This is a genomic window from Streptomyces sp. NBC_01257, from assembly GCF_035917255.1.
GTDB lineage: Bacteria > Actinomycetota > Actinomycetes > Streptomycetales > Streptomycetaceae > Streptomyces.
The window spans coordinates 6013147-6032655 of record NZ_CP108472.1 but is presented as its reverse complement, the minus strand read 5'-3'; the positions used below and the strand labels follow the sequence as shown (position 1 = coordinate 6032655).

The 19509-nt window shown below is 73.1% G+C and carries 16 protein-coding genes; 8 read left to right on the top strand and 8 right to left on the bottom strand.

Annotated features, from left to right (window positions below; translation table 11 throughout):
* Nucleotides 1–14: 14 nt before the first annotated feature.
* Both OG408_RS26380 and OG408_RS26375 read right to left on the bottom strand, forming a co-directional pair.
* Nucleotides 15–3458, bottom strand: coding sequence for an ATP-dependent helicase (locus OG408_RS26380; RefSeq protein ID WP_326672308.1), 3444 nt, complete (start codon nt 3456–3458; stop codon nt 15–17).
* Nucleotides 3459–3795: 337 nt separating this feature from the next.
* Entirely contained in the window at nt 3796–4200 is a 405-nt protein-coding gene (locus OG408_RS26375) for an MGMT family protein (protein ID WP_323178016.1), read from the bottom strand.
* Nucleotides 4201–4421: 221 nt separating this feature from the next.
* On the opposite strand from OG408_RS26375, the gene OG408_RS26370 reads away from it, so the two are divergent.
* Together OG408_RS26370 and OG408_RS26365 are read left to right on the top strand one after the other, a co-directional pair.
* Nucleotides 4422–7196: a lysylphosphatidylglycerol synthase domain-containing protein gene (locus tag OG408_RS26370; protein WP_326672305.1), complete on the top strand. Its 2775-nt coding sequence runs from the start codon at nt 4422–4424 to the stop codon at nt 7194–7196.
* A 79-nt stretch (nt 7197–7275) separates the two neighbouring features.
* Nucleotides 7276–8880 (top strand): alpha/beta hydrolase, encoded by a 1605-nt coding sequence (locus OG408_RS26365; RefSeq protein WP_326672303.1) that lies wholly within the window; start codon nt 7276–7278, stop codon nt 8878–8880.
* A 92-nt stretch (nt 8881–8972) separates the two neighbouring features.
* Here the strand turns inward: OG408_RS26365 and OG408_RS26360 are convergent, their stop codons facing one another.
* Both OG408_RS26360 and OG408_RS26355 read right to left on the bottom strand, forming a co-directional pair.
* Complete coding sequence (locus tag OG408_RS26360; RefSeq protein WP_326672301.1) at nt 8973–9434, bottom strand: ester cyclase; 462 nt, start codon at nt 9432–9434, stop codon at nt 8973–8975.
* A gap of 146 nt (nt 9435–9580) precedes the next feature.
* Complete coding sequence (locus OG408_RS26355) at nt 9581–10282, bottom strand: AfsR/SARP family transcriptional regulator (RefSeq protein WP_405405343.1); 702 nt, start codon at nt 10280–10282, stop codon at nt 9581–9583.
* A gap of 460 nt (nt 10283–10742) precedes the next feature.
* Between OG408_RS26355 and OG408_RS26350 the strand changes: the two genes are divergently transcribed.
* The 6 genes from OG408_RS26350 (at nt 10743) to OG408_RS26325 (ending at nt 16274) form a co-directional block, all read left to right on the top strand.
* Nucleotides 10743–11612: an alpha/beta fold hydrolase gene (locus tag OG408_RS26350; protein WP_326672299.1), complete on the top strand. Its 870-nt coding sequence runs from the start codon at nt 10743–10745 to the stop codon at nt 11610–11612.
* On the top strand, nt 11609–12889 hold the full coding sequence (locus OG408_RS26345) for an NAD(P)/FAD-dependent oxidoreductase (protein ID WP_266782576.1): 1281 nt from the start codon (nt 11609–11611) through the stop codon (nt 12887–12889). Before OG408_RS26350 ends, OG408_RS26345 begins: the two co-directional genes overlap by 4 nt.
* 67 nt (nt 12890–12956) lie before the next feature.
* Nucleotides 12957–13232, top strand: coding sequence for an acyl carrier protein (locus OG408_RS26340; protein WP_266782574.1), 276 nt, complete (start codon nt 12957–12959; stop codon nt 13230–13232).
* On the top strand, nt 13225–14448 hold the full coding sequence (locus tag OG408_RS26335) for a beta-ketoacyl-[acyl-carrier-protein] synthase family protein (protein ID WP_266782572.1): 1224 nt from the start codon (nt 13225–13227) through the stop codon (nt 14446–14448). Before OG408_RS26340 ends, OG408_RS26335 begins: the two co-directional genes overlap by 8 nt.
* Entirely contained in the window at nt 14445–15578 is a 1134-nt protein-coding gene (locus OG408_RS26330; RefSeq protein WP_266782570.1) for a beta-ketoacyl synthase N-terminal-like domain-containing protein, read from the top strand. The genes OG408_RS26335 and OG408_RS26330 overlap by 4 nt, the downstream gene beginning before the upstream one ends.
* A gap of 75 nt (nt 15579–15653) precedes the next feature.
* Entirely contained in the window at nt 15654–16274 is a 621-nt protein-coding gene (locus OG408_RS26325) for an RNA polymerase sigma factor (protein ID WP_326672296.1), read from the top strand.
* On the opposite strand, the gene OG408_RS26320 is transcribed toward OG408_RS26325, so the two are convergent.
* From OG408_RS26320 to OG408_RS26305, 4 genes are read right to left on the bottom strand one after another with little or no spacing between them, the layout of a single operon-like run.
* Nucleotides 16246–16467 (bottom strand): hypothetical protein, encoded by a 222-nt coding sequence (locus OG408_RS26320; protein ID WP_326672294.1) that lies wholly within the window; start codon nt 16465–16467, stop codon nt 16246–16248. The genes OG408_RS26325 and OG408_RS26320 overlap by 29 nt on opposite strands.
* Complete coding sequence (locus tag OG408_RS26315; RefSeq protein WP_326672292.1) at nt 16454–17263, bottom strand: 4'-phosphopantetheinyl transferase family protein; 810 nt, start codon at nt 17261–17263, stop codon at nt 16454–16456. Before OG408_RS26315 ends, OG408_RS26320 begins: the two co-directional genes overlap by 14 nt.
* Complete coding sequence (gene fabG / locus OG408_RS26310) at nt 17260–18042, bottom strand: 3-oxoacyl-ACP reductase FabG (RefSeq protein WP_326672290.1); 783 nt, start codon at nt 18040–18042, stop codon at nt 17260–17262. Before fabG ends, OG408_RS26315 begins: the two co-directional genes overlap by 4 nt.
* The gene (locus OG408_RS26305; RefSeq protein WP_326672288.1) at nt 18039–19508 is read right to left on the bottom strand and encodes a UbiD family decarboxylase; all 1470 of its coding nucleotides are present in this window, start codon (nt 19506–19508) and stop codon (nt 18039–18041) included. Before OG408_RS26305 ends, fabG begins: the two co-directional genes overlap by 4 nt.
* Nucleotide 19509: the final 1 nt, after the last annotated feature.

Genomic DNA, 19509 nt, shown 5'->3' with positions numbered 1-19509 from the left:
GGGCCGCGCCGCGCTCACTCCAGGACCTGCCGGCCCTCCGGCTGCGCGCTGCACGAGGCCTTGAAGGTGCAGTGGGCGCAGTGCTGGCCGGTCGTGGGGGTGAACCGTTCGTCCAGGACCCGGCCGGCGGCTGTCGCCAGCAGGTCGGAGACCCACTCGGTCTCCGGCGGCTGCTGGGCCTGCACCTTGGGGACGGCGTCGCCGCCCTCCTTCTTGGGGGCGGGCTGGCGCAGCTGTACGAGTTCGGCGCCGCCGGACTCCGGGCGGATGCCGTCGAAGACGTCGTCGACCGCCCCTTCCCGGACGGCCAGCTGGTACACGGCGAGCTGGGGGTGGCGGGCCACCTCGTCCTTCGTCGGGGACTGCTTGCCGGTCTTGAAGTCGACGACGTAGGCCCGGCCCTCGGCGTCGCGTTCGACGCGGTCCATGGAGCCGCGGATGCGTACCTCGTACTCCCCCGCCTCCAGCGTCACGTCGAAGTCGTGCTCGCTGGCGGCCGGGGTGCGGCCGGTGCGGTCCATGACGTGCCAGCGCAGGAAGCGTTCGAGGGCGACGCGGGCCTGCTGCTTCTCCTGCTGCGACTTCCAGGGCGCGTCGAAGACCAGCCCGTCCCAGACCGAGTCGAGCCGCTCCATGAGGACGGCCAGATCGGCGGGCGTACGGCCGGAGGCGACCTCGTCGGCCAGGACGTGGACGACGTTGCCGAAGCCCTGGGCGGCGGTCGCCGGGGCGTCGGCCTTCACCTCGCGCCCCAGGAACCACTGGAGCGCGCAGGTGTTGGCGAGCTGGTCGAGCGCGCTGCCGGACAGGGCGACGGGCTGGTCCCGGTCGCGCAGCGGGACGGCCGAGCGGGTCGGCTCGTACAGGCCCCACCAGCGGTAGGGGTGGGCCGACGGCACGAGCGGCTGTCCCTCGTCGTCGCCGAGCGCGGCGAGCCTGGCGAGGCGGTGGGCGGCCTCCTCGCGCAGCGCGTCGGACGCTTCGGGGTCGACGGTGGTGGCCCGCAGTTCGGCGACGAGGGCGGCGACGGCCAGGGGGCGGCGGGGCCGGCCGGTGACGTCGCGGGGTTCGACGCCGAGCTCGGTGAGGAAGCGGGACGGCTGGTCGCCGTCGTCGGCGGGCGCCTTGACCGCGGTGACGACGAGGCGTTCGCGGGCCCGGGTCGCCGCCACGTAGAAGAGCCGGCGCTCCTCGGCGAGGAGGGCGCCGGGCGTGAGGGGTTCGGCGAGGCCGTCGCGGCCGATCCGGTCCGCTTCGAGCAGTGAGCCGCGGCGCCGCAGGTCGGGCCAGAGGCCCTCCTGCACCCCGGTGACGACGACCATGCGCCACTCCAGGCCCTTGGAGCGGTGCGCGGTCATGAGCCGTACGGCGTCGGGCCGGGTGGCGCGCCGGGAGAGGGTGTCGGCCGCGATGTCCTGGGCGTCGACCTCCTCCAGGAAGTTGAGCGCGCCGCGGCCGCCGGTGCGCTCCTCCGCGCGGGCCGCGGTGTCGAAGAGGGCGCAGACCGCGTCGAGGTCGCGGTCGGCGTTGCGGCCGCCCGCGCCGCCGCGCAGCGCGGCGCGCTCCAGCCTGGCCGGCCACGGGGTGCCGGACCACAGCTCCCACAGGGCCTCCTCGGCGGTGCCGCCGCGTTCGAGGAGCTCGCGCGCCGCGCGCAACAGCGCGCCGAGACGCTGGGCGCCACGGGCGTACGCCGGGTCGTGCGTCACGAGGCGCTCAGGTTCGGCGAGCGCGCGGGCGAGCAGTTCGCCGGAGGGCGCGGGCACCCGGTTGCCTGCGGCCCGCTCCTCGTCGCGCAGGGCCCGGCCGAGCCGGCGCAGATCGGCGGCGTCCATGGAGCCGAGGGGGGAGGTGAGGAGGGTGAGCGCCGTCTCGGTGTCGAGCCAGGGGGTTGGGCCCGCATCCGGGTCCGAATCCGGGTCCGCATCCGCGTCCGGGCCCGTAATGGCGTCCGCCTCTGCTTCTGCCTCGGCCTCTTCCTCTGCCTCCGCCTCTGGTTCTGCCTCTTCCTCTGTCTCCGGCTCCGCGCCCCGGCGCAGCGCCGCCGCGGCCACCGTGCGCAGGGCGGTCAGGAGCGGGGCCACCGCGGGTTCGTGGCGCAGGGGCAGGTCGTCGCCGTCGACCTCCAGTGGGACGCCCGCCGAGGTCAGGGCGCGGCGCACCGCCGGGATCGTACGGCCGCCGGCGCGGACCAGGACCGCCATCTCCTGCCACGGCACCCCGTCCTCCAGATGCGCCCGGCGCAGCAGGTCGGCGATGTTCTCCAGCTCGGTGGACGCGGTCGGATAGGTGTACGTCTCGACGCTGCCGCCCTCGCGGACCGCGCCGAGCTCCCGGTGGGCGCGGACCTTCGCCGACGGCAGCCGGGTGAGCGGCATCCGGCGGGTGAGCAGCCGGGTCGCGGCGAGCAGCCGGTCGCCGGAGCGGCGTGAGGTGGTGAGGACGCCGACCGGGGCCGGGGCGCCGTCCGCGCGCCGGAACACCTCGGGGAAGTCGAGGATGCCGTTCACATCGGCCCCTCGGAAGGCGTAGATCGACTGGTCCGGGTCACCGAACGCGATCAGGTTCCGGCCACCGCCGCCGCCCGGGGAGCTCCCCCGGTTGCCGGCCAGCGCGTGCAGCAGCCGCACCTGCGCCGGGTCGGTGTCCTGGTACTCGTCGACGAACACGGTGTCGTACTGACCGGCCAGCAGCGCCGACACCTCCGGGCGCTCCGCGAGCAGCACGGCACGGTGCACCAGCTCGGCGTAGTCCAGCACCCCCTGGGCGTCCAGGACGTCGAGGTACTCGGCGAGGAAGGCCGCGGCGGCGCCCCAGTCGGGCCGGCCGGTGCGCCGGGCGAAGTCGGCGAGGGCGTCGGGGCCGAGTCCCAGCTCACGGCTGCGGGCGAGCACGGCGCGCACCTCGTCGGCGAAGCCGCGCGTGGTCAGGCAGGCGCGCAGTTCGTCGGGCCAGCGGATGCGCGAGAGGCCCTCCTTCTCCAGGTCGAGCTGGCCGGCCAGCAGATCGCGGACGGTGACGTCCTGCTCGGGTCCGGAGAGCAGCCGCAGCGGATCGGCGAAGAGGTCGGCGTCCTGATGGGCGCGGACCAGGGCGTAACAGAAGGAGTGGAAGGTGGTGGCCTGCGGTCCGCGGGCGGCACCGAGCCGGGCGGCCATCCGGTCGCGCAGCTCGACGGCCGCCTTGCGGCTGAAGGTGAGGATCAGCATCCGGGCCGGGTCGGCGCCCCGGGCGACGCGTGCGGCGACCGCCTCGACGAGCGTGGTGGTCTTGCCGGTGCCGGGGCCCGCGAGAACCAGCAGCGGCCCGCCCGCGTGGTCAACCACCGCGCGCTGTGCCGCGTCCAGGAGAGGGGGTTCCACGGAACCGGGCAGCGTACGCACCAGCCGGTATGCGCCCGTCGTCCCCCGCCGTGCCGGGCGGTGCGGACTGTGCCGGGTGGTGGAGGAGGTGCTCACGTGGGGATCGCCGGTCCTGGTGGGTCTGCTGGGAGTGCTGAGGCTTGCGCGGGGAGTGCGGGAAGTGCGGAGTGTGCTGCGGGGTGAGGCGCGGCGCTTGCCGCGAACTGACGACGCTACTCCGGCGCAGCCCCCGAAGGGGGCGGGACGGCTGCGTGGCTCGTCACGTTCCGCGCGACGGGGAGTCCGGCCGGAGCGGTGGGCCCGGACCCTCGGACACCCTTCCGGCACGGGCCGCTCGGCCCGGACGGAGGGCTCCGCGCCGACGTCGCGTCGCGCTTCCTCCACGTCGTACGGACCCGGCTCCGCCCGATGCGTCACCGGATGGCCGAAGCTGTCAGGTGTGAGCTCCCCCGCCGTCGTCGCCGTCCGTGCCAGGACCGCCCTCCGCCGCCCCGACGGGCACGCCGTCCCACCGTGCGCGCCGCATGTCGAGGCGCGGAACGTGGCCTTCGGCACTGCGCGCGGCCTCGCGCAGCGGAGTGCCCTCCTCGCGGTAGTGATTCAGCGCACGCAGTTCGTGGCCCGGCAGCAGCGCACCGTCGGAGCGCACCACGCGCCACCACGGCACCGCTCCCCCGTACAGCGCCATGGCCCGGCCGACCTGGCGCGGGCCGCCGTCGCCCAGCCACTCCGCGATGTCGCCGTACGTCATGACGCGGCCGGGCGGGATCAGTTCGGCCACGTCGAGCACGCGCTCCGCGTACTCCGGCAACGCGTCACTCGTCGGGTGTTCGCTCATCCGGCCCATCCTGCCGTACGCCACCGACAGTCCGGCCCGTTCCGTGTCCGGACGGACACGGAGTGTGCGCGGGAAGGGCGGGGGGCGTATCTTGCCCATCGCGCACCCCCGCATCGCACCCTGATGCCCCCCTCCGCGCTCCGGCCGTGCCACCATCATGCGGGCGGTGACCGGTGATACGAGAACACGAAGACCAATCAGAGGCGACGAAGGAGCAGGGCGTGCAGCCACCGAAGGCGGCCGACGCCTCCGATGCCGACCCGCGCTCCGGGGCGGCCCCCGGCCGGGAGCCGGGCACGGGGCGGGGCGCGGACACCGACGCGCCCCCCGCCGGTGCGTCCCCGGGCGTCTCCCCCGACGATCACCCGGTCGGCTCGACCCTCTCGACCTCCGAGGCGGCGTCCGCCGACCGCGTCTCGGGTGACGAACCCCTGCTCCCCGCCCGGGTGCACCGGCCCTCGGATCTGCTGCGGCTCCTCATCGGGGTCCTGGCGGTCGTCGTGCTGTTCGCCGTCGCCGCCTTCGCCCACGGCACGACGGCCGGCCTCGAACAGGACATCAACAAGGGCACCGGGCAGGCACCCGACCTGCTCATCAAGATCGCCGGTCTGGTCTCCAGCATCGCCGTCCTGCTCGTCCCGGTGGCCTTCGCGATCGAGCGGCTGATCAAACGCGACGGGCTGCGGATCGCGGACGGGGTGCTGGCCGCCGTGCTGGCGCACGGGGTGACGCTCGCCACGGACCTGTGGGTCGCCAAGTCAGCTTCCGGCACCATTCAGGACGCCCTGACCCAGCCGCAGCCCGGTGACGCGCTCACCGATCCCGTACACGGCTATCTCGCTCCCGTGATCGCCTACATGACGGCGGTCGGCATGGCGAGACGGCCGCGCTGGCGGGTCGTGCTGTGGGTGGTGCTGCTGCTCGACGCCTTCGCCATGCTGGTGGGCGGCTACACGACCCCGTTCTCGATCGTCCTGACGGTGCTGATCGGCTGGACGGTCGCGTACGGCACGCTGTACGCGGTCGGCTCGCCCAACGTCCGGCCGACCGGCCAGCACCTGATGGCCGGGCTGCGCCACGTCGGCTTCCGCCCGGTCACCGCGATGCGGGCCGAGGACGCCCCGGACTCCGGCGACCAGAGCGACCGGGGGCGCCGCTATCTGGTCTCCCTGGAGGACGGGCCACCGCTCGACGTCACGGTCGTGGACCGAGAACAGCAGGCGCAGGGCTTCTTCTACCGGGTGTGGCGCAGGCTCACCCTGCGCGGCATCACCCAGCGGCGGTCCATCCAGTCGCTGCGCCAGGCGCTGGAGCAGGAGGCGCTGCTCGCGTACGCGGCGATCGCCGCCGGTGCCAACGCCCCCAAACTGATCGCCACCTCCGAGCTCGGCCCGGACGCCGTGATGCTGGTGTACGAGCACATCGGCGGGCGCTCGCTGGACGCGCTGGAGGACGCCGAGATCACCGACGATCTGGTGCGCGGTGCCTGGCGCCAGGTGCGGGCGCTCCAGTCGCGCCGGATCGCGCACCGCAGGCTCACCGGTGACGCCATCCTGGTGGATCGTTTCGGCAAGGTGTTCGTCACGGACCTGCGCGGCGGCGAGATCGCGGCCGGTGATCTGGTGCTGCGGATGGACGTCGCCCAGCTGCTCACGACCACCGGACTGCGGGTGGGCGCCGAGCGGGCGGTGGCGTCCGCGCTTGCGGTGCTCGGCCCGGACGCGGTCGCGGACTGTCTGCCGCTGCTTCAGCCGATCGCGCTCAGCCGTTCCACCCGCGCGCAGCTGCGCAGGCTGGCCCGGGAGCGGTCGCAGCGCGAACGCGAGGCCGTGCTGGACGCGTCGGACGCGGCCAAGCGGGCCAGGGCCGAGGACGCGGAGCTCTCCAAGGACCCCGGGCGCAAGGCCGCCCGCAAGTCGCTGCGCACCGAGAAGCAGGCCGAGAAGCGGGCCATGGACGATGCGCTGGACGAGGCCCGCGAGGAGGACCTGCTCTCCCAGATGCGCCAGGAGGTGCTGCTGATCAGGCCGCAGGCACCGGTCGAGCCGGTCCGCCTGGAGCGCATCAAGCCGCGCACCCTGTTCAGCTTCATCGCCGGCGCCATCGCCGCGTACTTCCTGATCTCGCAGGTCACCGAGGCCGACTTCGGCGCGGTGGTCGAGCAGGCGGAGTGGGGCTGGGTGGCGGCCGCGCTCGGCTTCTCGGCACTCAGTTACATCGCGGCCGCGATGAGCCTGCTGGGCTTCGTGCCCGAGCGGGTGCCGTTCGGCAAGACGGTGCTGGCGCAGGTCGCCGGCTCGTTCGTGAAGATCGTGGCCCCGGCGGCGGTGGGCGGGGTGGCACTCAACACCCGGTTCCTCCAGCGCTCCGGGGTGCGTCCGGGACTGGCGGTCGCGAGTGTCGGCGCCTCGCAGCTGTTCGGGCTTGGCTGCCACATCGTGCTGCTGGCCGCGTTCGGCTATCTGACCGGTACCGAGAAGACACCGTCCTCGCTCACCCCGTCCAGGACCGTGATCGCCGGACTGCTGACGGTCGCCGTCCTGGTGCTGGTGGTGACGGCCATTCCGTTCCTGCGGAAGTTCGTGGTCACACGGGTGCGGTCGCTGTTCGCCGGGGTCGTGCCGCGCATGCTCGATGTCGTGCAGCGGCCGCAGAAGCTGCTCACGGGCATCGGCGGGATGCTGCTGCTGACCGGCCTGTTCGTGATGTGCCTGGACGCGTCGGTCCGGGCGTTCAGCGGTCCGGACGTGCCGCATCTCAGTTACGCCAGCATCGCGGTGGTCTTCCTCGCCGGGAACGCGCTGGGGTCGGCGGCGCCGACCCCGGGCGGTATGGGCGCGGTCGAGGGTGCGCTGACCCTCGGTCTGATCGCGGTCGGCCTGCCGAAGGAGGTCGCGGCGCCCGCGGTGCTGCTCTACCGCCTGATGACGCTGTGGCTGCCGGTGCTTCCCGGCTGGCTCGCCTTCAACCACCTGACGCGCAAGGGCGAGCTCTGATCCGGCCCGCTCCGCAGGCGTCCACCCGCTTGGACCGGCGCCCCGTGCACCGCCCGGGGCGCCGCCGCACGATGGGGTGATGAGGACCTCCCCTGCCCTGCGCGCCGCGGCCCTCGCCGCCACTGTGACCGTGCTGTTCCCGCTCGCCGGCTGCTCGGACGGGGGTGACCAGGACACGGCCGGCCGGCCGAGCAGCGCCCCGGTCGCCGCCGACGCCGCCGCGGCCCCCACCGCGTCCGGCCTCGCATCCCAGCAGCTGAAGTGGAAGCCCTGCCCGGCCCCCTCCCAGGCGCAGGGCGGTGGCGCGGCCCCCTCCCCGCTGCCGGGCGGGGCCGTCTGGGAGTGCTCGTCCATGGATGTCCCGCTCGACTACGCCGACCCCGGCGGCAAGACCATTTCCCTGGCGCTCGTCCGGGCGAAGTCGATCGACGGGAAGAAGCGGATCGGTTCGCTCATCTTCAACTTCGGCGGCCCCGGCGCTTCGGGGGTCGCCACCCTGCCCGCCTTCGGCGCGGAGTACGACAAGCTCCGCACGCGCTACGACCTGGTGAGCTTCGACCCGCGCGGCGTCGGCGACAGCGACGGCGTGGAGTGCGAGAGCGACAAGCAGCTGGACGCGCGGTACGAGGGCGACGGGACGCCGGACGACGCGGCGGAGGAGAAGGCGTTCACCGAGGACACGAAGACGTACGCGGCGGCCTGCGAGAAGAACTCGGGCAAGGAGCTCCCCTTCGTGGGGACGACGAACGCCGCCCGCGACATGGACCTGATGCGCCAGGTGCTCGGCGACGACAGGCTGTACTACTTCGGCATCTCGTACGGCACCGAACTGGGCGGCGTCTACGCGCACTTGTTCCCCAAGAGCGTCGGCAGGTCGGTCCTGGACGCGGTCGTCGACCCGACCGAGGACGCGGAGCAGTCCTCCCTCGGCCAGGCCAAGGGCTTCCAGCTCGCCCTGGACAACTTCGCCGCGGACTGCGTGGAGCGCGGCGACGCCTGCAAGCTGCCCGGATCCACCGCCGAGGAGGTCGAGCAGGGGGTGTCCGGTCTTCTCGGCCGGCTGGAGAGGAAGCCGGTGGCGGGGCTCGGTTCACGGAAGCTCACCCAGACCCAGGCCACCACCGGCATCGCGGCGGCGCTCTACTCCAAGGAGACCTGGCCGCTGCTGGAGCAGGGCCTGGACGAGGCCGACGGCGGGAACGGCGGACTGCTCCTCGCGCTCGCGGACTCCCTCAACGGCCGCTCCGAGGACGGCCACTACGACAACTCGGCAGCGGCCAACACCGCCATCAACTGCGCCGACTCCAAGGAGCGGTTCACCCTGGACGAGGCGAAGGCGAAGCTCCCGGAGTTCCATGACGCCTCGCCGGTCTTCGGCGACTACCTCGGCTGGGGCCTGATGGCGTGCACCGGCTGGCCGGTGGCGGGCGCCTGGGACACCCCGGACGTCAGCGCCGAGGGCGCGGCCCCCGTCCTGGTCATCGGCAACACCGGGGACCCGGCGACCCCCTACGCGGGCGCGAGGGCGATGGCCGAGGAGCTGGGCGAGGGCGTCGGCGTGGAGATGACGTACCGGGGCGAGGGGCACGGCGCGTACAACAGCGGCAACGCCTGTGTGCAGAAGGCGGTGGGCGGCTATCTGCTGGACGGGAAGGTGCCGGCGGCGGGCACGGTCTGCGGGTAGGCGTACCGGTCACGGGCCTTGCCGGCGCTCGTGACCGGTACACACCCCGGTGTGCCCCGTCGGCTCCATGGCCCTGACCGGCGGGACTGCCCTCAGGGACGGCCCGCGGGTTGCGGTTCCAGCCCGCGTACCGCCCCCAGTTGTGCGTAGAGGTCGAGCTGGTCGTCCGTCAGCCAGTACTCGGCGATCCGCCCCTGTTCGATCCGCAACGTGTCCACGCCGGCGAAGTCGACCGCGGTTCCGGGTGGTGCCGTCGCCATGGCGGGGCGTCCCCCGGCCCAGATGCCGGTGAACCGGAACCGGGAGATCACATGGTCCCCGTCGGTGAAGGGCCCGAGTTCGCACCGGAAGCCGGCCGACGAGAAGGAGCTGCGAAACAGCGCGATCCAGGACGCCAGCCGGTCCGGGTTGTCGATGCCCTCCTCGGGCGGCATTCCGAAAGCCGGCAGATGAACGCGCACGGATGGCGCGATGATCTGCTGCGCCATCGCCAGATCGCCGTTCCACATGGCCAGCCACCGGTCCACCAGGACCTTGGTGTCGAAATCAGTCACGCCCCGCACCCCTTGTCTCGTCCGTCACGGCGTCGCATCGGCGCGGCGCCGTCGGAGGAGTCCGCGGGCACCGCACGGGAGGACAGAGCGGGGCCGGGGCCGCGTGGATACACGCGGCTCCGGCCCCGCCGGGGCCCGCGGGAGCCTCAGGCCGTGCGGCTCGGGGTGCGCTCGCCCGTTTCGCGCTGCAGCGAGCAGTCCGAGGCGAGGATCGCGCGGTGCAGCGCCTGGATCCGCGGGGAGGGCTCCAGGCCGAGGCGGCTGGAGAGTTCGTGCCTCAGCTCGCGGTACACCTCGAGCGCCTGCACCCGGCGGCCGGCCCGGTACAGCGCGAGCATGAGCTGGGCATGGAGGGGCTCGTGCGTACGGTCGTCGGCGGCGAGGGCCACGAGTTCACCCAGGAGTTCGTAGTGCCGCCCCATCCTGAGCTCCGCACTGATGCAGCGGTCCAGGGCCGTCTTGCGGTACTCCTCCAGCTCCTTCTTGCGGATCGCCAGGATCGGACCGGCCGGCAGGTCCGCGAGTACCGGGCCGCGCCACAGGGCCAGGGACTGCCGGAAACGGCCGGCGGCGAGGGCGTCGTCCCCCAGGGCGGCCGCGCGGTGACCGCGCTCGGCCAGGCGTACGAACTCCTCCAGATCGATGCCGCCCGGGGCCAGGTTGAGGAGGTAGCCGCCCGGCCGTGTACAGATCACGGTCTTCGGGTCGACACCGGGAATCGCCGTGGCGATGAGTTCACGGAGCTTGCGCACATAGGTGTGGATGGCGGCTCCGGCAGTACGCGGGGCGTCTCCCGCCCACAGCTCCTGCACACATTCGGCCAGAGAAACATGCTGCCCGCGGCTCATGGACAGAAGCGCCAGCAACTTGGCGGGCTTCAGTGCGGTCGGCGTGATCCTGGCCCCCGATATTCGGACATCGAATGATCCAAGCACAAAGACATCCATCGACTTTCCCCCGAGCTAGTCGTTAGTTACCAGTCACTTGGACTCTAAAAATCAGTCGGCCGGTTTGTCAAACGCCCACCAGCCGTGCCTTCCAGGGCATTTGACGATACTTCCGCAGGTAGAGACCACTGCGGCGAAGTGATCCTCAAGGTCGGTTAAAGAAATCACCAACGCGGCGCCGTGCCCGTGCGTGCAGCGCGGCTGACGTACGGCTGTCCCCGGGCTGAAGCGCGGCTCAACGCCGCCTCCATCAGGACTTCTCCGGAGCTTCACACCGCCTCTACCGCGCTTCGGCGGCAACCCGGGGTGTCCCTATCGTCCCTACCCAACCGGCCCGACCCCGAGGTGAGAGGTGAGGCAAGTGCTGCTGGCAGAGCAAGGGGCATCGCACGGTGTCCCGTGGCGGCTGGCCGTGGACCGCGAGGTGGACGGCGAGGCGCTGCGCGTCTGGGAGCGCCCGGCCCGCACATGCGGGGCCCCGACCATCGTCCTCGTCCACGGCTTCGAGGAGAAGTGGTCGGACTGGACCCCGCTGACCGGTCATCTGCCCGGCGGGGAGCGCCTGTTGGCTCTCGACCTGCCGTGGCGCAACGGTTCCCGCCATCTTTGGGCGGAGCGGGGTTCGTCGACCGCCTGGCTGGAACGCGCCCTTGATCTGCTGCCCGCCCACCCCGACGCCGTGGTGGCCCATTCGTTCGGCGCGACGACTCAGCTGGAACTGCTCACCCGCCGTACCGGACGCCCCTGCGTTCCGACCGTGCTGGTGGCACCCGTCTTCCGGCCCCACGACCAGCCGGTCGACGCCCGGTTCTTCCACGAGGCCATCGGCCGCTTCCGCGGGGTGCTCGCCGACGGGCTGCGGGCCCGGCTGGGACCGCGCGCCGAACGGATCCCCGCGGACATCGTCGAGGTGATGATCAGCAAGGTCCGCGAGCGCGTGGAACCCCACGGCTTCCTGCAGTTCTACGCGATGCTCAGCCGCACTCCCGAGCTGCCGCTGCACCGCATCACGGCGCCCGTGCTGGTCGTCAGCGGCACCCACGACCCCTCGGCCCCGCCGGCCGCGATCGACGAACTCCTGGCATCGGTCCGGGACATCCGGCTCCACCAGGACCCGGAACTCACCCACTTCTGCCAGCTGCAGCAGCCGGACCGGGTGGCCGCGCAGGTCTCCGCCTTCCTGGCGGAGACAGCCCCGTACCACAACGACGAGGAGGCGATCAGTGCATGACCGCGCCTGAAGACCACGACTACGACGTCATCATCAGTGGAGCGAGTGTCGCCGGCAGCGCCGCCGCGATCATGCTCGCCCGGCGCGGTGTCCGCGTGGCGCTGCTGGAGCGCCGGTCGGACCCCGCGGCACACAAGGTGCTGTGCACCCACTACCTCCAGCCCTGCGCCTACCCGGTGCTCGACGAGCTCGGGCTCGTCCCCGAGCTGGAGAAGGCCGGAGCCGTACGCAACGAGGCCCGCTGGTACACCCGTTGGGGGTGGATCGAGCCCAAGGCCGCACCCTCGGGACCCGAACTCCCCTACGCGTACAACATCCGCCGCAGCACGCTCGACCCGATGATCAGGTCCAGCGCCGCGGCGACACCGGGCGTGGACCTGCTGGCCGGTCACGCGGTGACGGGGGTGATCCGGGAGGCCGGGCGCACCGTAGGCGTGCGGGTGACCGGGCCCGACGGGCCGCACGAGCTGCGCGCCCGGCTGGTCGTCGGCGCGGACGGGAAGGACTCGCCGGTCGCACGGTTCGCCGGGATGCCCGCCACGTCTCACGAGAACGAGCGGTTCAGCTACTTCGCGCACTTCAGGAACCTCCCGCTGCGTGACGGCATCACCCACTCCTGGTTCCTGGAGCCCGATGTCGCGTACGCGATGCCGAACGACGACGGGGTCACGGTCGTCGCGGTGATCCCCGACAAGAAGCGGCTGCCGGCCTTCCGCGAGGACCTGGAGGGCGCCTATCTCGACTTCGTCCGCGCCCTGCCCGACGGTCCCGCGATCGACTCCGCCGAGCGCATCACCAAGATCACCGGCACGGTCAACTACCCGCTGCACTCCCGGCGGCCGAGCGCACCGGGGGTCGCCCTCATCGGGGACGCCGCGCTCACCAGCGACCCGCTGTGGGGGGTCGGGGTCGGCTGGGCCCTGCAGTCGGCCCAGTGGCTGGCCGAGGCGGTCGCTCCCGCCGTCACCGGGCGCGGTGACCTCGACCGGGCGCTCACCGCGTACGCCCGCCGCCATCGCCGCGGGCTCGCCGGCCACCAGCATCTGGCCGCCGACTACGCCAAGGCGCGGCCGTTCAACCCGTTCGAGCGGCTGATGTTCTCGGCGGCGGCGCGTGACGCGTCCATGGCCCGCCACATGCACCTGTTCGCGTCCCGGATCATCGGCCCGCTGCGCTTCCTCAGCCCGGTGGCCCTGGCCCGCGCGTCCGCCGTCAACCTGCGCCACCGCGGCGGGCGCAGCCCGGCGCCGGTGCACCTTCCCCACCCCACGTCGTGAACGGGCCCTACGGCCCCCGCACCACCCGTACTTCCCCTGTCACACCCATGAACGAAAGGCGGACGCCATGAGCGCCGACACCACCGTCCTGACCGCCGAGCAGGACACCCAGCTGCGGGACATCGTCATCGAGGTCCTGGAGCTGGACGCGGACGAACTCACGGACACCAGCAGCTTCATCGACGACCACGACGCCGACTCGCTGCTCGCCATCGAGATCCTGGCACGCATCGAGAAGGACCTCGGTGTCACGATCCCCCAGGACGACCTCACCGAGATGGGCAACCTCGACGGCGTCCGTGCCGTGGTCGCCCGGTCCCTCGTCGGGGGTACCGATGCCTGAACCGGGGAACCGCCGCGTCGTCATCACCGGCCTGGGCGCGGTGAGCAGTGCCGGGATCGGCGCCGCCGCGTTCACGGCCTCCATCCGGGCCGGCCGCCGCACCACCTCCCCCATAGCCGGGTTCGACACCACCGGCTTCCCCCACACGTACGCGGGTGAGGTGCACGAGTTCGAACCTGCCGCGTGGCTGCGCCGCATCGCGCCCGGGGAGTGGGGGCGCAGCGCGCAGTTCGCCGCGTCGGCCGCCCGGCTCGCCGTCGCGGACGCGGATCTGTCCGAGGCCGCACTGGCCGGGGCCCGCAGCGGTTCGGTGATGGGCACCACCAGCGGCGAGTCCGCGGTCATCGAGGAACTCGTCGCGGCCTGGGCCGCGGACGGGCTCAAGTCGTTGCCCGGCGAGCGGGTCGGCGCCGTTCCGGCAGGCCGGATCGCCGCCGCGGTCAACAGCGAACTGGGCCTCTCGGGTGAGGCGCTGACGCTCGCCACCGCGTGCTCGGCCAGCAACTACGCGCTGGGCTACGCCTACGACATGGTGGCGAGCGGCGAGGCCGACTACATGCTGGCCGGCGGTGCCGACTCGCTGAACCGGTGGGCGCACGCGGGGTTCTACCGGCTCGGCGCCCTGGCGGAGGAGATCTGCCGCCCCTTCGACGCGGACCGTTCCGGGATCCTCACGGCGGAGGGCGGGGTCGCGCTGCTCGTGGAGCCCTACGACCGTGCCGTCGCACGCGGCGCCCGGATCTACGCCGAGGTGCTCGGCTACAGCGTCAACTGCGATGCCGAGCACATGGTCCACCCGGACCCGACCAGCATCGCCTCGTGCATCAGGGCGGCGCACCGCAGTGCGGGCGTGACGCCCGAGGACATCGACTACATATGCGCCCACGGCACCGGTACCCGCACGAACGACGCCACGGAGGTCAGCGCCGCCCGTGAGGTGTTCGGTGACCGCATCCCGCCGATCAGCTCCATCAAGTCGATGATCGGTCACACCATGGGCGCGGCCAGCGGCTTCGGTGCGCTGATCTGCTGCCAGGCGCTGTACGAGGGCTTCCTGCCGCCGACCGCGGGGGTGGAGCAGGTGGATCCCGCTCTCGGCCCCGGCGTCGATCCCGTACCGGTCTCGGCACGGGCCGCCCGTCCCCGGGTGGTGCAGAACCACGGTTTCGCCTTCGGCGGGAACAACGCCATCACCATTCTGGGAAGGGCCTCATGAGTACCGCCACCGCGGCCGTGACCGCAGACCGCCGGGCTCCCGCCGTCACCCCGCTCGTCATCACCGCGGTGGGGGTGGCGACACCGGCCGGGCTCGGCCTCGAAGCCCTGGGCCGGGCGCTGTCCGGTTCCCTCGCCGTCCACGCGGAGCCGGTCCCCGACGGCGAGACCCCGCCGCCGCGGCCGGTGCGTACCGTTCCCGATCTGCGGACCGCGGAACTGATCGGCCGCAAGGGCGTCCGCCATCTGGACCGTACGACCAAACTCGGGCTGGTGGCCTGCCGGCTGGCCCTGGACTCGCTGGCGGAGCCGGTGGGCGAGCGCACCGGGGTCGTGCTCGGCACCACCACCGGGAGCATCCGCAGTTCCAGCGAGTACTCACTGGAGACGCTGCGCCAGGAGCGCCCCTACCTGGTGAACCCGAGCCTGTTCCCCAACACGGTGATGAACTGCGCGGCCGGCCAGATCGCCATCCGGCACGGGCTGCGCGGGGTGAACGCCACGCTGGCCGGCGGTCATCTGGCGGGGGTGCAGGCCCTGCGCTACGCCCGCAACGCACTGCGTCAGGGACAGGCCGACCGTCTGCTGGTGGCCGGCGTGGAGGAGTTCTCCCCGCAGACGGCGTGGGGGTGGCACCGGTCCGGTGCGCTCGCCGCCGCCGCACCGGTGGGCGAGGGTGCGGCGGCCCTCATGGTCGAGCCCGAGGAGGTGGCCGGGGCCGCGGGGCGGCCGGCGCTCGCCCGCGTCCTGGCGTGCGAGACCGGGTTCGCGACGCGTACCGGCCTGGCCGCCGGGCTGGTCTCCGTGATCGGCACGGCTCTGGAGCGCAGCGGCAGGTCCCCCGCCGAGGTGACCACCGTCTCGCTGGGCGCCACCGGCCGGACCGGCCTGGAGCGGCTGGAGGAGCGTGCCGTGGTCCGGGCGCTGGGCGCGCTGCCCGGCCGGGTCGTGCGGGTCAAGGAGACGGTCGGCGAGTGCCTCAGCGCCGACGGGCTGCTGCAGGTCGCCGCGGTACTCGCCCCTGAGCCGGCGGACGGCGGCGCCCGCGGCGGCACGGCCGTGATCACCTCGCTGTCCGTGGACGGGCTGGTGGGCTGCGCCGTGCTGGACCTGGACGGGTCCGCCGGCTGACCGGTCCGCACCCGTGGGGGCCGGTGCGGACCGCACCGGCCCCCGCGCACCACTCCCGACGCAGGAAGGAAGCCCATGTCATCGACACCGATACCGCCGGCACGCACGGCCGCCGGGGCTCCCGGCAGCCCCGGCGAGCTGGTCGCCGCGTGCCTCTCCGGTTCACAGACCGCCTGGGCGGCTCTCGTCGAGCGGTACGCCCCCCTGGTGTGGACGGTCGCCCGCTCGCACCGGCTCAGCTCCGCCGACTGCGAGGAGGTGTTCCAGCTGACCTGGCTGCGGGTCTACCAGAGCCTTCCCGGGATGCACACGCCGGAGCGGTTTCCGGCCTGGCTCACGACGTGTGCGCGCCGCGAGAGCCTGAAGCAGTACGAACGCTCGGGGCGGTACGTGCCGGTGGGCGACGCGGGAAGTCTGGAACGGCCCGTGGCGGCGCAGCCCGGTCCGGAGGACGCCCTGCTGGCCCGGGAGCGCGACGCGGAGGTTCTGGTCGCCCTGGCCGAGCTGCCCGACCGCGACCAGCGGCTGCTGGCGCTGCTCAGCGCCGATCCGGCTCCCGGTTACGACGAGGTCAGCCGCCGTCTCGGCATCGCCCGGGGTTCCGTGGGTCCGCTGCGCGGCCGGGCGCTGCACCGTCTCGCGGAGCAGTTGCGCAGGCGGGAGGCCGTCAGTGAGGCCTGCGCTGCACCGGTGTGACAGCGTCCGTCCGGGCGGGCGCCCGACCGGCGTCGCCCTCGGCGTCCTCCGGGGCGGGGGCGGTTCCCGGCGCGGGCCACGAGGCGATCTCGGCCACCAGGGCGAGCGGCGGCCGGCCCAGCGCCGTGCGCAGTGCCTCCAGAGCCGCGTCCTCGTCGCTCTCCGCGTGCCGTGCGGAGTCACTGCCTCGCATCGTGTGCCCTTCCGCCGTTGTCGGGTGCCGGGTTCGGATCGTGCCGGGCTCGTGCGGCCCGGCCGGGGGCCCGAGCCCTCCCGGCGGCGTCGATGACGGACGCCGCCGGCAATCTACCGCTCCGCGGCCGGGGCGGCGCCGTCGCGTCGCGCGCCGATACGGCGAGGGCGGCGACGAGGCCGTCGGGCGCCCGGAGGTCCACGAGCCGCCACCGGGGCTCCGCGGACGCGTCCGGAGCGGCGCCCAGTCCGTGCGCGAGCCCCGTCCCCCGCCCCTTCGCCAACGCCTCCGTGCGCACCCACAGCCGGGCGAACGCCGCGGAGCGTTCGGCCTCGGGCAGTGTGTCCAGCAGGGTTCGCTGCCCGGGCGGCAGCCATCGGGCGACCGTGCGGACGGTGCGTTCAGCCACCCGGCCGTTCTCCACGTCCACTCCCACGGGCTCGTCCGCGAAGGCGTAGACGGCCTCGTCGCCGGTGTGTGCCATCGAGAACTCGAAACCCCGCGCACCTGCCACGAAGGGGCGCCCGTGGGGCCCGCCGCACTCCGGGCAGACGGCCCGCCCCAGTTCGAGTTCCCCGGGTTCGCCGCCCAGCCGCGCCGCGATCAGGACGCGCAGGGCCGCGTGGGCCATGATCTTGCGGTGCCGGCTCAGGGGCCGGCGGAGCCGTGCGGCCCGCTCCCGCTGCCGGGGGCCGAGCAGCCGCTCGGCCGCCGCCGTGTCCGCACCCGGCGGCGGCACGGTGAACCACCAGATGTGCGGTCCTGCCGGGGCCACCGCCGGGTGCGGCACGGTCACAACGCCACGCCTCCGTCGACCTGGAGGACCTGCCCCGTGATGTAGGACGCCTTGTCGGACAGCAGGAACCCGGTGAGGTCCGCGACCTCCTGGGCCGTTCCGAAGCGGCGGAGCGGCACCGCGGCCAGTGCGTCCTTGCGCGCCTTGGCGCTCAGTCCGTCCGTCATGTCCGTCTCGATGAAGCCCGGGGCCACGACGTTGACCCGGATGCCCTGCCGGGCGAGCTCCTTGGCGAGCGTACGGCTGAGGCTGTTCACGCCTCCCTTGGAGGCGGCGTAGTTGGCCTGGGTGGCGTGGCCGTAGACGCCGGCCACCGAGGAGATGTTCACGATCGCGCCGGTCCGCCGCTTGAGCATGCCGAAGCCCACGGTCCGGCAGAAGTTGAAGGTGCCGGTGAGGTTGGTGTCGATGACCGAGGTCCAGTCGGCGACGGGCATCATCACCAGGTGGTTGTCCTTGACGATCCCGGCCGAGTTCACCAGCCCGTACACCGGGCCGAGTTCCCCCTCCGCCCGCTTGACGAAGGTCTCGACCGCCTCGTGGTCCGTGACGTCGCACGGTTCGTGGAAGACGGCGGCCCCCTGCGCGCGCGCCAGGTCCGCGGTCTCCTCCGCGGCCGCGGACGCGGAGCGCCCGCAGAACGCGATGTCGTACCCCTGCGCGGCGAGGTGCACGGCGACGGCCCGGCCTATGCCGCGGCTGCCGCCGCTGACCATGACCAGGCGCCGCTGCGCGTCGTCGGTACCGGTGGAGGGGGGAGCGGCGTGCGTGGCGGTCATCGGTTCTCCCAGATGGCGAGGGCACGGGCCTGGATGTCGGCGGAGAAGTTGTCCTTGAAGGCGGTGCTGCGGGCGCGCTTGTCCTCGTCGGGGTGGAGGAGGCAGTCGTACGCGATCTTCGGTCCCCCGTCGACGAGTTCGTCGCGGGAGTAGAAGACGTGCAGGGGCGTGACCTTCTGGTGCTCGATGAGGAGCTGGCCCCGGGTGGGGTGGCTGCGGGTGTGGAACGCCCACATCACGTCGCGCAGGTCGGTGGGGTCGATGTCGTCGTCCAGGACCATGATCCGGGTGACCCAGTAGCCGACCTTGGGACGCAGTGCCACCTGGGCGACGGCCTGGGTGAGCATGCGGGTGCTGGTGAAGGCGGAGCGTTCGCGCCAGTCCCGCGGGACGGTCACGGCCAGCAGGTTGATGGCGGTCTCGGGCACGATCCAGGCCGCGGTGACGGGTATCCCGGCCGCGCGCAGCTGGTACAGGGCCTCGGCCGAGTAGGTGACGCCGACCGCGGTGTGGTCCTCCTCGACCGGCTTCCCGGCCGAGACGACGGGCAGGATCGGGTCGTCGCGGTGGGTGATGGCGCTGATGTGGAAGACGGGCCAGGGGTTGGCCCGGCCGGTGAGGTAGCCGGCGTACTCCCCCATCGGGCCCTCCGGCGCCGTCTCGTCGAGGGAGACGTGGCCCTCGATGACGATCTCGGCGGTGGCCGGCACCTCCAGGTCCACGGTCCTGCAGCGCACGAGTTCCAGCGGCTCACCGAAGTGGGCGCCCAGGTAACCGGATTCGTCGGTCCCGGACGGCAGTCCCATGCCGCAGGCGAAGGGCACGGCCGGTTCGGCGCCCTGGACCAGGGCGAACGGCATGGGCTCGCCGCGTTCGCGCCACATCGCGAAGATCTTCCCGATGTCCTGGAGCGGCCGGACCATGCCCGCCATGCGACGGCCGTCGATCATCATGACGCGGGCGATGGACCAGTTGGTCCAGCTGCCGTCGGGGGTCCGCACGACGATGGCGCCCCAGGTGTTGATGTAGCGGCCGCCGTCACCGTCGTGGATGAGGGGGACGGGAAAGGAGTCCAGGGTCGCGTCGTCGCCGAGGAGAACGTTCTCCTGGCACGGGCCCGAGTCGACGACGACCGGCGCGACGGGCTCGCGGCCGCGCGCGGCCGTCAGCTCCCCGACGATCTCCAGGGGGTGCGCGTCCGCGGCCAGGCCGAGGGAGAGGGCGACCCGGGCCCAGCGCGATCCGGGCACGGAGCTGAGCGCGCCGGGTGCCCCGAGGACCCGGAAGCCCGGTGCGTACCCCTTGACCGAGGTGAACAGCGGGGCCTGGTCGCGGTTCTCGGCGCTGCGGCGGATGACCGCACCGATCTCCAGGTGGGTGTCCGCCGGCGTGTGCAGTTCCCGTACGTCGCCCAGTTCGCGGAGCGCGTCGAGGTAGTCGCGCAGGCTGGTCAGATGTTTCGTCATA

Excerpts from the sequence above, each read along its gene's own strand:
- OG408_RS26375 (WP_323178016.1), bottom strand. The coding sequence starts at position 4,200 with ATGAGCGAACACCCGACGAGTGACGCGTTGCCGGAGTACGCGGAGCGC.
- OG408_RS26365 (WP_326672303.1), top strand. The coding sequence starts at position 7,276 with ATGAGGACCTCCCCTGCCCTGCGCGCCGCGGCCCTCGCCGCCACTGTG.
- OG408_RS26355 (WP_405405343.1), bottom strand. The coding sequence starts at position 10,282 with ATGAGCCGCGGGCAGCATGTTTCTCTGGCCGAATGTGTGCAGGAGCTG.
- OG408_RS26345 (WP_266782576.1), top strand. The coding sequence starts at position 11,609 with ATGACCGCGCCTGAAGACCACGACTACGACGTCATCATCAGTGGAGCG.
- OG408_RS26340 (WP_266782574.1), top strand. The coding sequence starts at position 12,957 with ATGAGCGCCGACACCACCGTCCTGACCGCCGAGCAGGACACCCAGCTG.
- OG408_RS26335 (WP_266782572.1), top strand. The coding sequence starts at position 13,225 with ATGCCTGAACCGGGGAACCGCCGCGTCGTCATCACCGGCCTGGGCGCG.
- OG408_RS26330 (WP_266782570.1), top strand. The coding sequence starts at position 14,445 with ATGAGTACCGCCACCGCGGCCGTGACCGCAGACCGCCGGGCTCCCGCC.
- OG408_RS26325 (WP_326672296.1), top strand. The coding sequence starts at position 15,654 with ATGTCATCGACACCGATACCGCCGGCACGCACGGCCGCCGGGGCTCCC.
- OG408_RS26320 (WP_326672294.1), bottom strand. The coding sequence starts at position 16,467 with ATGCGAGGCAGTGACTCCGCACGGCACGCGGAGAGCGACGAGGACGCG.
- fabG (WP_326672290.1), bottom strand. The coding sequence starts at position 18,042 with ATGACCGCCACGCACGCCGCTCCCCCCTCCACCGGTACCGACGACGCG.
- OG408_RS26305 (WP_326672288.1), bottom strand. The coding sequence starts at position 19,508 with ATGACGAAACATCTGACCAGCCTGCGCGACTACCTCGACGCGCTCCGC.